This window comes from Flavobacterium pedocola (assembly GCF_053764385.1).
The window spans coordinates 85852-100317 of sequence record NZ_JBSNCR010000004.1; the positions used below are offsets into that span (position 1 = coordinate 85852).

Sequence of the window (14466 nt, forward strand, 5' to 3'; positions counted from 1 at the left end):
ATTTTCTTAACGTTTGTGAATTGTAAACCATAATGTCCTGTCAATTAGCCAAAAAAAATTATATTCGCACCACTAAAAATAAATTAACTATGAAAAAATTACTTTTATCTCTAATCGCAGCAATCATGCTTGTTCCTTCAAGTGTGAAAGCGGATGAAGGTATGTGGTTTTTGATGTTCATCGAGCGTTTGAACCACAGAGATATGCAAAAAATGGGATTGCAGTTAACCGCTGAAGAAATCTACAGTATTAACCATCACAGTTTGAAAGACGCTATCGTTCAGTTCAACGGAGGGTGTACTGCGGAAATGATTTCAAAAGACGGTTTAGTGTTGACCAACCACCACTGTGGGTATGACGCTATTGCAGAATTGTCGACAGCAGAGAAAAACCACTTGAAAAACGGTTTCTGGGCGAATTCAAGAATGGAAGAATTAAAGCCTTCAAGCTTATTCGTACGTTTCTTCGTTCGTATGGATGATTGTTCCAAAAGAATTTTAGCTGTAGTAAACGATAAAATGACTGAGGCAGAGCGCGAAAAAGCGATCAATGCTGAAATCGCTAAAATTGAAAAAGAAAATAACGAAGGAGGAAAATATACTGTTTCGGTTCGTTCTTTCTTCCAGGGAAATGAGTTCTACTACTTTGTTTACCAGGATTATAAAGATGTTCGTTTAGTAGGTACACCTCCGGAAAGTTTAGGTAAATTCGGTGGCGATACAGACAACTGGGAGTGGCCTCGTCACACTGCGGATTTCTCTATGTTCCGTGTTTATGGTGATGCTAACGGTAACCCTGCTGAGTATTCAACTAATAACGTGCCTTTAAAACCTAAACATTACTTACCGGTAAACATCGGAGGGGTTAAAGAAAACGATTACGCAATGATTTTAGGATATCCGGGAAGAACGAACCGTTGGATGCCGGCTTCAGGAATCGAGCAAAACGTAAAATTTGCTTACCCGGCTTGGGTAGAAGGTTCTAAAACCGGAATGGACGCGATGAAAAAATACATGGATCAGAGCGATGCTTTGAACTTGGTGTATGCTTCTAAATATGCGGGTGTAGCTAATTACTGGAAAAACCGTCAGGGTATGATTGATGCCTTAACGAAATTCGGTACAGCTAAAACTAAAGCGGCTCAGGAAGCTAAATTCAACAAATGGGCTAACAAAGCGGAGAACAAAGCAAAATACGGAAACGTAGTAGCTACGATCAACAACTTCTACAAACTGACTAACGAGAAATCACGTCATGACAATTACTTAATGCAATTGTTGAGAACAAGTGCTTACGGAACAGTTTCAAGAAGTTTAGGAAAACAATTGGAGAACTACGCTAAAGCGGATGCTGCTAGACGTGCACAAATGGCTCCGGCTATTGCTGAAATGGCAGAAGAATTCTTCAAAGAAGTACACATTCCTGCTGAAAAAGACATCTTGGCTGCAGAATTGAAATTGTATGCTACGAAGTCTACAGGTTACGCGATTGCTCCGGCAGTTGCAGAATTAGGAAAAGCAAACAACAATGATTTTACTAAATACGTAAACGCTGCTTTCGATTTGAGTATCTTATCTTCTAAAGAAAGAATCAAAGCCTTTTTGGAAGTGCCGAACGAAGCGTTAATTACTAATGATCCATTAGTGAAATTATCAAACGATTTATTGAACCACTATAACTCAAAATCAGACGAGGTTGCTAAAGCACAAAACGATTACGGTGCAGCGTTCCGTAAGTTGGTGGAAGGATTACGTGAGTCTAAAATCGGAACAATCAAATATCCGGATGCTAACTCAACATTACGTTTAACGTACGGAAAAGTTCGCTCTTTGCCAGCAGACAAACGTAATGATGCGACTATCAACAACTACACGACTTTGGCTGGTCAGGTGAAAAAATACAAAAAAGGTGATCAGGAATTCGATTTGCCAACGCGTGTTTTGGAAATGAACAAAAACAAAGATTTCGGTCGTTATGCAGATAAAGACGGATCGTTACACGTAAACTTCTTAACGGACAATGACATTACAGGTGGTAACTCAGGTTCACCGGTATTGAACGGAAAAGGAGAGTTAATCGGTTTGGCTTTCGACGGAAACATCGAGGCTATGGCGGGTGACGTAATCTTTGACAAAAACTTACAAAGAACCATCAACTGTGACATTCGTTACGTATTGTGGGTGATTGAGAACTTCTCAGGAGCGAAACACATCGTAGACGAAATGACTATCGTGAAATAATTTTTTCCTTTATGGAAATTAAGATCCGGACGCAGCAATGTGTCCGGATTTTTTTTTTGGAGCGATTGGTCTGGGTATTTTTGCAAACGTAGTTCCCGTGTTCCGCTTTATCCCGATTGCTATCGGGATCGCTGCACCCGGGGCTAAAAAGCAAAGGTCTTTTGTGTTTGGATGCTTTTCCCTATTTTTGACCCATGAGGCATTTTTTATTTCTTTTGCTGTTTCCCTGTTGGATCTGGTCACAATCCGATTACGACAAGGGCGTGAAACTCTTTCAGGAGCGAAAGTATACTGTTGCCCAGAAATTCTTTGAGCAGTATCTAACTGAGCGTCCAAACGATTCCAAAACCTTGGAATATCTTGGAGACATTGCCGGTTACCAGAAACAATGGGACGAAGCTATCGGTTACTATAAAAAACTGAAACTCCAATTCCCAAAAACGGCAAACTACCATTACAAATTTGGTGGTGCTTTAGGATTGAAAGCCCAATCGGTGAGTAAGTTTAAGGCCTTGGGAATGGTTGGCGACATTAGAGAAGCTTTTGAAACTGCTGCAAAACTCGATGCAAAACACATTGATACCCGTTGGGCTTTAGTAATGTACTATATCGAATTGCCCGGAATTGTAGGCGGCAGCGAAACCAAAGCCCAGCAATACGCCGACGAGCTCATGCAATTGTCCAAAGTAGACGGTTATTTGTCCAAAGGCTACATCGATGTCTATTTTAAACGGTATACCCGTGCGGAAAATAATCTGAAGAAAGCGCATGAAATTGGCCAGTCCAAAACCACTTTCGAAAAGCTTTATGATTTATATTTGAACAAATTAAAAAATGTTGAAAAAGCCAAAAAACTGAAGGCTGATTTCGACAGATAACAACATAGAATAAACAAATGCGTACACATTTTATAGCGATTGGCGGAGCGGCCATGCACAATTTGGCATTAGCATTACACAGTAAAGGCTATCAGGTAACCGGTAGCGATGATGCTATCTTCGAACCTTCGAAATCAAGATTGGAAAAGAAAGGATTATTACCTGTAGAAATGGGCTGGTTTCCTGAAAAAATCACGTCAGACATCGAAGCGATTATTTTAGGAATGCACGCCAAAGCTGACAACCCTGAATTGTTGAAAGCAAAGGAATTAGGATTGAAAATTTATTCCTATCCGGAGTTTTTATACGAGCAGTCCAAGAATAAAACGCGTGTGGTAATCGGGGGTTCCCACGGAAAGACGACCATTACTTCTATGATTCTTCACGTAATGCATTATCACGGGATCAATGTGGATTATATGGTAGGAGCACAGTTGGAAGGTTTCGATACCATGGTGCATTTAACCGAGGAGAATGACTTCATTGTTTTGGAAGGCGACGAATATTTGTCCTCACCGATTGACAGAAGACCAAAGTTTCATTTATACCAACCGAATATTGCCTTAATCAGTGGTATTGCGTGGGATCATATCAACGTGTTCCCAACCTATGAAAACTATGTAGAGCAATTTGAAATTTTCATTCAGAAGCTTACCAATGGTGGTATTTTAGTTTACAACGAAAACGATCCGGAAGTAAAACGGGTAGCAGAAGCCGCGACTAATCCAATCCGTAAAATTGCGTACAATACACCGGAATATGCAGTAGAAAATGGCGTTACGTTATTAGAAACTCCGGAAGGTCCAATGCCGATTGAAGTGTTTGGGGCGCACAACCTGAACAATTTAGCGGGCGCCAAGTGGATTTGCCAGAACATGGGTGTGGACGAGGCGGATTTCTACGAAGCGATTGCCAGTTTCAAAGGTGCTTCCAAACGTTTGGAGAAAATTGCGGAAAGCAAGACCAAAGTTGCTTACAAAGATTTCGCGCATTCCCCAAGCAAAGTAGCGGCCACGACTAAAGCTGTAAAAGAACAATATCCGAACCGAACTTTGGTAGCGTGTCTGGAATTGCACACCTATAGTAGTTTAAATGCAGCTTTTTTAAAAGAATACGAAGGCGCTTTGGACAATGCCGATGTAGCGGTGGTGTTCTATTCACCCGATGCCGTAAAAATCAAACAACTGGAAGAAGTAACATACGAACAGATTGCACAGGCTTTCAAACGTAACGATTTGATCATTTATACCAATCCGGAAGAATTTAAACATTTTTTGTTCAACCGTGATTTAGAGAATTCTGCCTTATTGCTGATGAGTTCCGGGAATTACGGGGGATTGAATTTTGATGAAGTGAAAAATCTGATGCAATAATACTTTAGCACTGTCGTTTTGTATTAAAACCAGTGTTAAAGTTATGAAAAAAGTTATTTTGCTATTGTGTTCAATGGCAGTTTTTTGTTCGTGTTCCAATGATGATTCCACTGCCGATCCGCAAGAGGATTTCTTTAGATTGGAGGAGGGGAATCTTTGGGTATACAAGCGTTATTATTCCAACGATAATATCACTTATAGTCATACTACTTACATTGATAGTGTAAGGGTTCAGGGCGATTCTGTAGTTGGAAATTATACGTACAAAAAAGTTGTTCATAACCAATATGATAATACTAGATTTACAGGATCCTTTACTGAAAATCTGCGCGTTGACGGCTTCGGCCATTTGGTTAATTCAGACGGGCTGGTGCTTCACCCGGGAACAGATAATCAATATCAGTATTCAAGAGAAGTTAGGTTTCCAAATCCTGATGTTGGAAATTATACAGTATTCGGGAATGTTAATTATCAATTATTACCGAATCCCATCCAGGTGAACGTGGAAGGATCTGATTATTTGGTTCATTCGTATTACGGTAACTTTATTTCAACCAGACCGGAAGAAACTCCGGACAATTATGTTTTTTTTCAGTATAAGCAAGGGTTGGGTTTTGTCAATACACATTGTGCAGGGCTTTCCGGGAACTTTTTTTATGAAGACCGCCTTGTTTCTTATGATATAGATTAACGACTATACTTATAATGCCCGACAATGGCGTAGGAGAACAAACAATCCTCCAACACTTGTCCGGCACCCACATTATGAACAATCATCGGGCGTTTGCCGTCCGGTGATTTTTTGTTGGTAACGATACCAATGTGCGGCAGTTTATCGTTAATCATCCAGGTTACGATTTCGCCCGTTTTATACTCTTTCGGGTTTTGGCTCACTATGAGTTTTTTGCCTTTTCGTTCGAAGAATACTTCCAGATTGGGCACTCTGCGATGATCAATATTGGTGTCCGGTTTTTTTAATCCCCATCGTTTCTGGTTGGGATATAGTGAAAAATTTGCCTTCATGTCCTCATGCACTTCTTTCTGTAAATCGATGCCCAGTTTTCGGTAGGCGCGGATTACCACATCGGTGCAAACGCCTTTGTTTTTGGCAACATCGCCACCGGGATATTTAAGTGTGACATAACTCGGGTCGTAAGTGACGTTGTCTTTGGTCAGTGTCAGCGCAGCATCGGATAACTTCTGATAAAAGTCCATATTTGACACGATGAAACTATTAAAAAGTAAGAAAATGACTAAGTAGTATAAAAGTTTCATATCTTCGTTTTTTCAGTATAACGCCAAAATAAATTTTTAAGTATAAGCCATGGAAACTACAAACTTCTCCATAAAGTATTGGGCTGAAGACGATAAGCCCCGTGAAAAATTACTGCTCAAAGGAAAATCGGTACTCAGTGATGCCGAATTGCTAGCCATCCTGATTGGTTCCGGCAGCCGAAATGAAAGCGCCGTACAACTTTCCCAACGTATTTTGTCTTCGGTTGATAATAATTTGAATGCCCTGGGAAAACTTCCTGTGAAACAATTGACACAATTCAAAGGAATAGGGGAAGCGAAAGCCATTTCCATAGTCGCCGCCACGGAATTAGGCCGAAGGCGGAAAGCCGAAGAAGCTGTAACACTTTTCAAAATTACTTCCAGTAAAACAGTTTTTGAACTCATGCAACCGCTGCTGGGGGAACTCCCGCACGAAGAATTTTGGGTGGTGTTTCTTAACAATTCGAATAAAGTGATTTATAAGTCACAAATCAGTAAAGGCGGCATCACAGGAACCGTTGTGGATACGCGCATCATTTACAAAACCGCTCTGGAGCACCATGCCACCTCCATTGTTTTGGTACACAATCATCCTTCCGGAGCTTTAGTGGCCAGTGAAGCGGATAAACAGGTCACCCGAAAACTGAAGGAAGCCGGAAAACATCTCGATATTTCCGTACTCGATCACGTGATCGTTACCGAGAAGGCCTATTTTAGTTTTGCCGATGAGGGAATTTTGTAGATTAAGGTTCCTTTAAGATGTTATTCTTTCTCAATTTCTTAAATTGCGCCAAATTGTTTCCGGATGATCCAAACCAAAAACATAACGTTTTCCTATAATACTGCAACGTCGTTTCAGTTTCCGGACATGAATTGTCAGGAAGGGGAGACCTGTCTGATAACAGGCGGAAGTGGAAAAGGGAAAACTACTTTGTTGCACATATTGGGCGGGCTGTTAAGAGCAAGTTCCGGCGAAGTGATCATCAATAATACTAATATCGAGCAGTTTTCGGAACGGAAGTTGGATTATTTCCGTGGAAAAAATATCGGTTTGGTGTTGCAGGAAAACCATTTTATTGAAGCATTTACCGTTTTGGAAAATGTAACGCTGGCCTCTTGGCTGGCTTCCGGGAAGAAAGCGAAAGATAAAGCAAAAGCCTTATTGGAACACCTTGATCTGAAAGATCAGCTGCATAAATTGCCATCCCAATTGAGTGTCGGCCAGCAGCAAAGGGTTTCCATTGCACGGGCCTTAATTAACGATCCTAAAGTGGTATTGGCCGATGAGCCTACTTCGAGTCTGGATGATGAAAATGCTTTTAAAGTAGCCGATTTACTTGAGAAATTATCCGTGGAATATAAAACTGCCTTGGTTATCGTAACCCACGATTCCCGTTTAAAAGAACGATTCACCAACCAAATTTCGTTATCATGATTGTAAAATTAGCGTGGCGAAATACCTGGTTCAAACCTTTAAGCACTGTACTGAGCATCATTTTATTGATGTCGAGCGTGGCGATCATCACCGTTTTGATTTTGCTGAACAAACAATTCGAGGAACAGTTTTCCAGCAATGCCGATGATATCGATTTGGTTTTGGGAGCTCAGGGAAGTCCTTTACAATTAGTACTGTCATCCGTTTATCAGATGGATGCGCCAACGGGAAATATCGATTACAGCGAAGCTAAAACCTGGATGCAAAACCCGTTTGTGAAATCTGCAATACCTTTGGCTTATGGTGATAATTATCTCGGATTTAAGATATTAGGGACTACGCCTGAATATCTGGCCAAATTCGGCGGAAAGGTTGAGAACGGAAAAATGTTTGCCAATACTTACGAAGTCGTAATCGGAAGTGAAATTGCCGAAAAACTTCAATTGAAAGTAGGGGACAGCTTTTTTGGTTCCCACGGCGACGCCAAAGAAGGTGAGAAGCACGAAGAGGCCGCTTATAAGGTAGTAGGGATTGCATCTAAAACAGGGAAAGTGGTCGATAATCTGATTCTTTCCAATATCCAGAGTGTTTGGGCGATGCACGAAACCCATGACCATGAAGAAGGTGTGCACCCACATGGGGAAGCAGAACATGTTCATGAGGAAGGGGACGAAACGCAGCAAGATCTCACCATTGTAGAACAAGGTAAAGAAATCACAGCAGTACTGATTAAGTTCCGCAACAAAATGGGCATTGTCTTATGGCCAAGAATGATTGCACAAAACACCAAGATGCAGGCTGCTTCTCCGGCAATTGAAATCAACCGTCTTTTCACACTTTTCGGGATTGGGTTGGAAGCGTTGCAATATCTTGCGTATGGGATCATGCTGATTTCAGGGATAAGCATTTTTATTGCCTTGTTCAATACGCTGAAAGAACGAAAATACGAATTTGCCTTGCTAAGGATTCAGGGGGCTTACCGTTTCCAGTTGTTGCAGGCGATTGTTATTGAAAGTATGATTTTGTGTACCATCGGCTTTGTTTTTGGAACAATTCTTGGTAGAATAGCTTTGGTATTCATCTCCAAATCCTCCGATGAAGAATTCAAGATTGCATTCAATCCGTTGGAACTGGTTTGGGAGAAGGAAGGAGTTTTATTTTTAGTAACTATATTTGTAGGGCTCTTGGCGGCTTTTATACCGGCGGTTAAGGCTTATCGTTTAAATATTTCAAAAACGTTGTCCAATGCGTAAATCGTATATACTATTATCCATATTAATTGTTGCGCTCCTGCTTATGGAAGCTTTTTACAGTCCGAAGGAAAAAACTTTGGATGAAAATGCTTTTAGGTTTCAGCAGGCCGGATTTGTTTCCTTTCCGAATGAAGTTTCGTTCTTTCAGAAGCATCCGGATACGCTTACCTGGAAATTGCTGGGCGACATCAAATTCGTGAAGAAAAAGCATGAAAGCTACGGTGAAGTGATGTTCCCGGTGGTGAATACCAAACTGCGTCTGACCAACAAACGCAAAGTAGCCATGAGCGGTTTCATTGTGCCGATAGATAACAAAAATTATGCGTTGAGCAAAAACGTGTTTGCATCTTGTTTTTTCTGTGGGAAATCAGGGCCTGAAACGATTGCCGGAATTAAATTTCGAGGCGAAACCCCAAAACTGAGAACCGATCAGTATGTTACGATAGTGGGAACCTTCCGATCCAATGAAACCAATGTGGACGACTGGATTTATCATATCGAAGATGCTGTAATTGTGAAAGGAGCCAAATAAATGAGATTTTCCAACAAGACCGATATTTTTTTTGATCTTGACCATACGCTTTGGGATTTTGATCGTAATTCCGCCTTGACTTTTGAGAAAATTTTCCGGGAACATTCCATTAGGGTTGATGTCGAAGCATTTTTAAAGTATTATCCGCCGATAAACCAACAGTATTGGGTCTTGTACCAGCAGGAAAAAATCGGGCATCTGGAATTACGTTACAGGCGGCTGAAAGATTCGTTTGACAGCGTGTCTTTTGATGTTGACGACACTACCATTGATTTGATTTCAGAAGAATACATTAAATACCTGCCGACGTTTAACCATCTTTTTGAAGGAGCGATCGAAGTTTTGGATTACCTGAAGCTTAAGTATAACCTGCATATCATTACCAATGGTTTTCATGAAGTTCAGTACGGGAAACTGCGGAATTCGAATATCGCGCATTACTTTTCAACGGTAACCAATTCGGAAATGGCGGGGGTAAAAAAGCCAAATCCTAAAATTTTCGAGTATGCCCTGAATCTGGCAAAAGCAGAAAAAAATTCAAGTCTGATGATTGGCGACAGTTTTGAGGCAGATATCGAAGGCGCTTTGAATATTGGGCTGGATGCCGTTTTTTTTAACGAATTTAGAATAACCGTTCAAAATGATGTACCGCAGGTATATCATCTGACAGAATTAAAAAACATATTATAAGATGAAAAAGCTATTACTATTGGCCGGACTATTGTTTTGCGGCGTAACCTTTTCACAGGAGGCAAATGATTATCAGTATATTGTTGTTCCTGCGAAGTTCAGTTTTCTTAATGAGCCCAACAAATATAATCTGAATGCGCTGACAAAAATGGTTTTTGAAAAGCAAGGTTTCCAGGTTTTTTATGATACCGATAAATTACCGCTTGAAATATCTGAAAACAGATGCAAAGCGCTGTATGCAGACATGATCGAGGAAAATACCATGTTTGCCACCAAGATTAAACTGCAATTGAAAGATTGTCAGAATAAGTCCGTTTTTATGTCCCAGGAAGGCACTAGCCGTGATAAATCCTATTCGAAAGCTTATTTGGAAGCTTTTCGCGGAGCCGGTAAATCGGTATCGGTTTTACAAAGTGCTCCTAAAACGGTTATCTCAAATCCGGTAGTGACTACAACGCAGGTGGAAAGTGTAAAAATCGAAGATAAGACGGTGGTTGTAACGACCAAAACGGTTTCAGCAAACAGTCTTTATGCTCAACCCATTGCCAATGGCTATCAGTTGGTAGATACCACCCCGAAAGTGATTATGAAGGTTTTTAAAACTACGGATGCAAATGTTTTTATCGCACAAAAAGAGACACTTTCAGGAGTTATGATCAATAAAGCAGGGAGTTGGTATTTTGAATACTATCTTAACGATAAACTTGTTTCAGAAAAAATGGAGATTAAATTTTAATCTCCATTTTTTTTAATAGCCGTATTTATCTTCCCAGCGGTTTTTCAAAAACTGGCGCAGTTCCCGTTCACGGGCGTTATTTCCCGGATCGTAAAAGGCGGTGTTGGAAAGTTCATCAGGTAAATATTCCTGAGCGGTAAAATTATTGGCATAATCGTGGGAATACAGGTATTCGTCACCATAGCCGAGTTCTTTCATGAGTTTGGTCGGAGCATTTCGCAAATGGATGGGTACCGGCAAATCACCGGTTTGTTTTACGATTTGCTGTGCTTTCCCGATAGCCATATAACTGGCGTTGCTTTTTGCTGAAGTGGCCAGATAGATTGCGCATTGGCTCAAGAGAATCCTGCTTTCCGGATAACCGATAGTGGTTACTGCCTGAAAGGTATTGTTGGCAAGGATTAACGCGGTCGGGTTGGCATTGCCGATATCTTCGGAAGCTAAAATCAGCATTCTTCGGGCGATGAACTTCACGTCTTCACCCCCTTCTATCATTCGGGCCAGCCAGTAAACCGCTCCATTGGGGTCACTTCCGCGGATTGATTTGATAAAAGCCGAAACAATATCGTAATGCTGTTCTCCTGTTTTGTCATAGAGTACCGTGTTTTTCTGTACCAATTGCATTACCTTTTCGTTTGTGATTTCAATGGATTCCGAATCTGAGGCGTTGATGATCAGTTCGAAGATGTTAAGCAGTTTTCTTCCGTCACCTCCGGAAAGCCTCAGTAAAGCTTCCGTTTCCTTTAACTTGATGTCTTTGGTTTTGAGGATAGTATCGGTTTCGATAGCCCGATGCAATAAAGCTTCCAGATCGTCTTTCGTGAAAGCATTCAGTATGTATACCTGACATCTTGACAATAGGGCGGGAATTACCTCAAAGCTTGGATTTTCGGTAGTGGCGCCAATTAAGGTTACCCAGCCTTTTTCCACAGCGGCCAATAAAGAATCCTGTTGTGATTTGCTGAAACGATGGATCTCATCGATAAATAGAATCGGATTTTTAGCTGTGAAAAGGCCACCGCTTTGTTTGGCTTTGTCGATTACCTCACGGATATCTTTTACCCCGGAATTGATAGCACTTAAAGTATAGAAAGGACGTTTGCTTTCCTGTGCCATGATTTGCGCCAGCGTGGTTTTTCCCGTTCCCGGAGGTCCCCATAAGATAAGTGATGGGATGATGCCACGATTGATCTGATGGGTTAACGAACCGTTGGGGCCAACCAAATGTAACTGACTGATATATTCCGATAAATTTTGCGGACGAATGCGTTCGGCTAAAGGTGCTTCCATTTTTTTATTTTTGGTTTTTCGTCAATTCGATGATTCGGTTATTTGGGAATTACGAAACATCAAATTTAGACATTTCTGTTGTCAAATCAACAAATAACCAAAGCATCAAATACCCAATTTCTGCCAAAACTTCATTAAATTTAGTTTGGATATGTTTTTGATAGCACTAGTATAAAATCAATCTGATGAAAGAAACCGATTTCAAATTTTCCGCTTCCGTGATTGCCTGGCCTTTACTTTTTCTGTTGGCCATTTGGGTGGTTTTTTGGGTTGAGATCCGTTTTAAGATTAGTTTATACGATTACGGAATTTACCCTCGTACCTTTTCCGGAATGAAAGGAATAGTGCTGAGTCCTTTTTTACACGGCAGTCTGGAGCATTTGTATAACAATTCCATTCCGCTTTTCTTTTTGGTGATGGCTTTACGGTATTTCTATAGGGAACAGAGTTTCAACGTGTTGTTTTTTGGGATTTTGCTTTCCGGTTTCGGGACCTGGCTTATTGGTAGGGAAAGCATGCATATCGGTGCCAGTGGATTGATTTATGTTTTGGTGAGTTTTATGTTTTTCAAAGGGATTCAGTCCCAGTATTACCGTTTGGTGGCACTTTCGCTGACCATAGTGGTTTTGTACGGCGGAATGGTTTGGTATTTGTTTCCTAGTGCCGAGCAGAATATTTCCTGGGAAGGGCATTTGGCGGGTTTTATCACCGGTTTTCTGCTGTCCTATTTTATTAAGACTCAGGATTATCAAAAACCTATAAGATACGATTGGGAACGACCGGATTTTGATCCTTCGCAAGATCCTTTTATGAAACATTTCGACGAAAACGGGAATTTTTCGCCACCGCCAAAACCGGATCTGATGGAGCAGCAATATTCTTATTTTATCTCCAACTTGCCGGTAATTTATTTCCTGAAAGACAGCCAGCAAGAAAACGGAAACCCTTCTAGCCCCGATAGTACGGAAAGCTCCGTAACGTAGTGAAGGCCTTGGAGGGAGAGCGGGATTAAGGAAAACAAAAAAGCCCGAAACTCTCGCTCCGGACTTTGTTTAATTCTTTAAAATCTTATCTAAAAGTATAATCCACGCCTGTTACCTGTGTAAGTAAGGTCTCTGGAGCATCGAGGATAATTGCATTTTTTTGTGGTAACGGTGTCACCGGAGAATTCGTGGCTAAATACTCCCGCATCACGGTATGTAAAGTGGCGTTAGTGTTTTTAGGCTCGACCACTCCTTTCATCCGGCAAAGCATGTCTACAGGATCGCCATCGCGTTCACAGGCCAGGATGGAGTAGTATTTGTCGTATTCAATAGGTTGGTTTTTAACGGTGATGGTTTGTACGCGTTTCCCCATTTCCGCAAAAGCATTGAATTGTACTTCCATTCCTTTGAATTTCACGACCCAGCCGCCAAAACGCTTGGAAGCGTCGGAAGCAAAAACATTGTTCAATTCTTTTTCAAGCCAGTTTTTCAATTGGGTTCCTGTTACTTTGGCTGTTCTTACCGTACTGTCTACAGGCAGCATGTCGAAAATGAATCCGTTGGTAATAGGGATGTTACCGGTATGATCCGGTGTTGTTTTTGGAGGGCAGAAACGGAATCCGTTGGACAGGGCAATGTCGATTTCCGGAAATTTCCATTTTAAGGCATCCAGAATCATGGTGTCAATCGGGTTTTCCACTACGAAATAACGGTAGAGCGGAATGGTGCTGTAACCCAAAACCTGACTGATGCTTTCGTGATGCTGTGTTTCTTTTTCCTGCAACAGTTTTTGGATTTTGGTATCCGGTTTTATTTTGGAGGAATTCACTTCGATCAGTTCATAATGGTCCTCAATTACCTTTCCGTTTTGAACGGTTAAATCCAGTTTGCCGATGAATGATCCAAAGGCACCCGGTTCCACCACCTTAGCATATTGACATATAATTGGTTTGCGCACGCGTTCATGGGTATCGCCTCCTAAAATATAATTTACGCCTTTGCATTCCGGGCTGTTGGCCAGCGCGATTTGTTGGGAAAGACCAAGATGTGCAATGATAATGATAAAGCTGCATTGTTCCTGGTTTTTCAATACATCTACATAATGGGCGAGATTCTCTTCGGGATTGGTATAGACGATGCCTTTACTGTAATTCGGGCTTTGACGTATTGGAACCAAAGGATCTGTATAGCCCAAGAACCCGATTTTTGCACCGGCAATGTTCCAGATGGTATAAGGCTGGAAAATAAGTTCACCGCGTTTACCGTCTCCTAAATCATGGTACATATTGGTACATATTTTCGGAGCATGTAAGGAGCCCATAAGGGTTTGCATTTTTCGCTTTCCATAAATCACTTCCCAATTGCCGGGAAGGTATAGGTCATAGCCGAGAGCGTTTAAGATAGGGATAAAAGCATCGCCTGTTGTTTTTACGCTTAAGGCACTGCCCTGGAACATGTCGCCGGTATCAATGGTATAGGTGTTCGGGTTTTTTCTTTTTAATTGGTCGAAAAGGGTTTTCATCTGAGCATAACCACCTGTTTTTCTGAAAACCATTTTTTCATTTTCCCAAAATAATTCGTCATGCGGATGGATTTGGCAATGTACATCCGTTGTTTGAAGGATGGAAACCGTTGTCGGTTTTGTCAAATCTGTTTCTTTTTCGGTAAAAATTTCTTCGGTCGGATTAGTGCCGGCAATAGCATTAAAAGGTGCCACAAGTGCGGTGCCAAGCCCTAAGGTTCCTACGGATTTGAGAAAGTTTCTTCGGTTATTGCTCATG

The 14466-nt window shown here is 41.2% G+C and carries 14 protein-coding genes; 11 read left to right on the forward strand and 3 right to left on the reverse strand.

Annotation, left to right across the window (positions count from 1 at the left end; genetic code table 11):
- Positions 1-89 precede the first annotated feature (89 nt).
- The 4 genes from ACWPKD_RS10210 (at position 90) to ACWPKD_RS10225 (ending at position 5182) form a co-directional block, all read left to right on the forward strand.
- Entirely contained in the window at positions 90-2240 is a 2151-nt protein-coding gene (locus ACWPKD_RS10210; RefSeq protein WP_455412591.1) for a S46 family peptidase, read from the forward strand.
- Between the two features lie 194 nt (positions 2241-2434).
- Positions 2435-3118 carry a tetratricopeptide repeat protein gene (locus ACWPKD_RS10215; protein WP_455412592.1) on the forward strand — a complete coding sequence of 228 codons (684 nt, stop codon included), beginning with the start codon at positions 2435-2437 and terminating at the stop codon, positions 3116-3118.
- A gap of 17 nt (positions 3119-3135) precedes the next feature.
- Positions 3136-4491 carry a UDP-N-acetylmuramate--L-alanine ligase gene (locus tag ACWPKD_RS10220; RefSeq protein WP_455412593.1) on the forward strand — a complete coding sequence of 452 codons (1356 nt, stop codon included), beginning with the start codon at positions 3136-3138 and terminating at the stop codon, positions 4489-4491.
- 43 nt (positions 4492-4534) lie between these two features.
- Positions 4535-5182, forward strand: coding sequence for a hypothetical protein (locus ACWPKD_RS10225; RefSeq protein ID WP_455412594.1), 648 nt, complete (start codon positions 4535-4537; stop codon positions 5180-5182).
- Here ACWPKD_RS10225 and ACWPKD_RS10230 read toward each other — a convergent pair.
- The gene (locus ACWPKD_RS10230; protein WP_455412595.1) at positions 5179-5766 is read right to left on the reverse strand and encodes a DUF1287 domain-containing protein; all 588 of its coding nucleotides are present in this window, start codon (positions 5764-5766) and stop codon (positions 5179-5181) included. The genes ACWPKD_RS10225 and ACWPKD_RS10230 overlap by 4 nt on opposite strands.
- 49 nt (positions 5767-5815) lie before the next feature.
- Between ACWPKD_RS10230 and radC the strand changes: the two genes are divergently transcribed.
- From radC to ACWPKD_RS10260, 6 genes are all read left to right on the forward strand, one after another.
- Positions 5816-6508 (forward strand): RadC family protein, encoded by a 693-nt coding sequence (gene radC / locus ACWPKD_RS10235; RefSeq protein ID WP_455412596.1) that lies wholly within the window; start codon positions 5816-5818, stop codon positions 6506-6508.
- Positions 6509-6571: 63 nt separating this feature from the next.
- Positions 6572-7201, forward strand: coding sequence for an ABC transporter ATP-binding protein (locus ACWPKD_RS10240; protein WP_455412597.1), 630 nt, complete (start codon positions 6572-6574; stop codon positions 7199-7201).
- Positions 7198-8454, forward strand: a complete 1257-nt coding sequence (locus ACWPKD_RS10245) for an ABC transporter permease (RefSeq protein WP_455412598.1) — start codon at positions 7198-7200, stop codon at positions 8452-8454. The genes ACWPKD_RS10240 and ACWPKD_RS10245 overlap by 4 nt, the downstream gene beginning before the upstream one ends.
- A complete protein-coding gene (locus ACWPKD_RS10250; RefSeq protein WP_455412599.1) occupies positions 8447-8986 on the forward strand; it encodes a hypothetical protein in 540 nt (179 codons plus the stop codon). Before ACWPKD_RS10245 ends, ACWPKD_RS10250 begins: the two co-directional genes overlap by 8 nt.
- Positions 8987-9676: a YjjG family noncanonical pyrimidine nucleotidase gene (locus tag ACWPKD_RS10255; protein ID WP_455412600.1), complete on the forward strand. Its 690-nt coding sequence runs from the start codon at positions 8987-8989 to the stop codon at positions 9674-9676. It begins immediately after the preceding gene.
- Between the two features lies 1 nt (position 9677).
- Positions 9678-10412: a hypothetical protein gene (locus ACWPKD_RS10260; RefSeq protein WP_455412601.1), complete on the forward strand. Its 735-nt coding sequence runs from the start codon at positions 9678-9680 to the stop codon at positions 10410-10412.
- 12 nt (positions 10413-10424) lie between these two features.
- Here the strand turns inward: ACWPKD_RS10260 and ACWPKD_RS10265 are convergent, their stop codons facing one another.
- Positions 10425-11702 (reverse strand): replication-associated recombination protein A, encoded by a 1278-nt coding sequence (locus ACWPKD_RS10265; protein ID WP_455412602.1) that lies wholly within the window; start codon positions 11700-11702, stop codon positions 10425-10427.
- Between the two features lie 185 nt (positions 11703-11887).
- Here ACWPKD_RS10265 and ACWPKD_RS10270 point away from each other — a divergent pair, with 185 nt between their 5' ends.
- The gene (locus ACWPKD_RS10270) at positions 11888-12685 is read left to right on the forward strand and encodes a rhomboid family intramembrane serine protease (RefSeq protein WP_455412603.1); all 798 of its coding nucleotides are present in this window, start codon (positions 11888-11890) and stop codon (positions 12683-12685) included.
- A gap of 85 nt (positions 12686-12770) precedes the next feature.
- Here ACWPKD_RS10270 and ACWPKD_RS10275 read toward each other — a convergent pair whose 3' ends face one another.
- Complete coding sequence (locus tag ACWPKD_RS10275; RefSeq protein ID WP_455412604.1) at positions 12771-14465, reverse strand: bifunctional metallophosphatase/5'-nucleotidase; 1695 nt, start codon at positions 14463-14465, stop codon at positions 12771-12773.
- Position 14466: the final 1 nt, after the last annotated feature.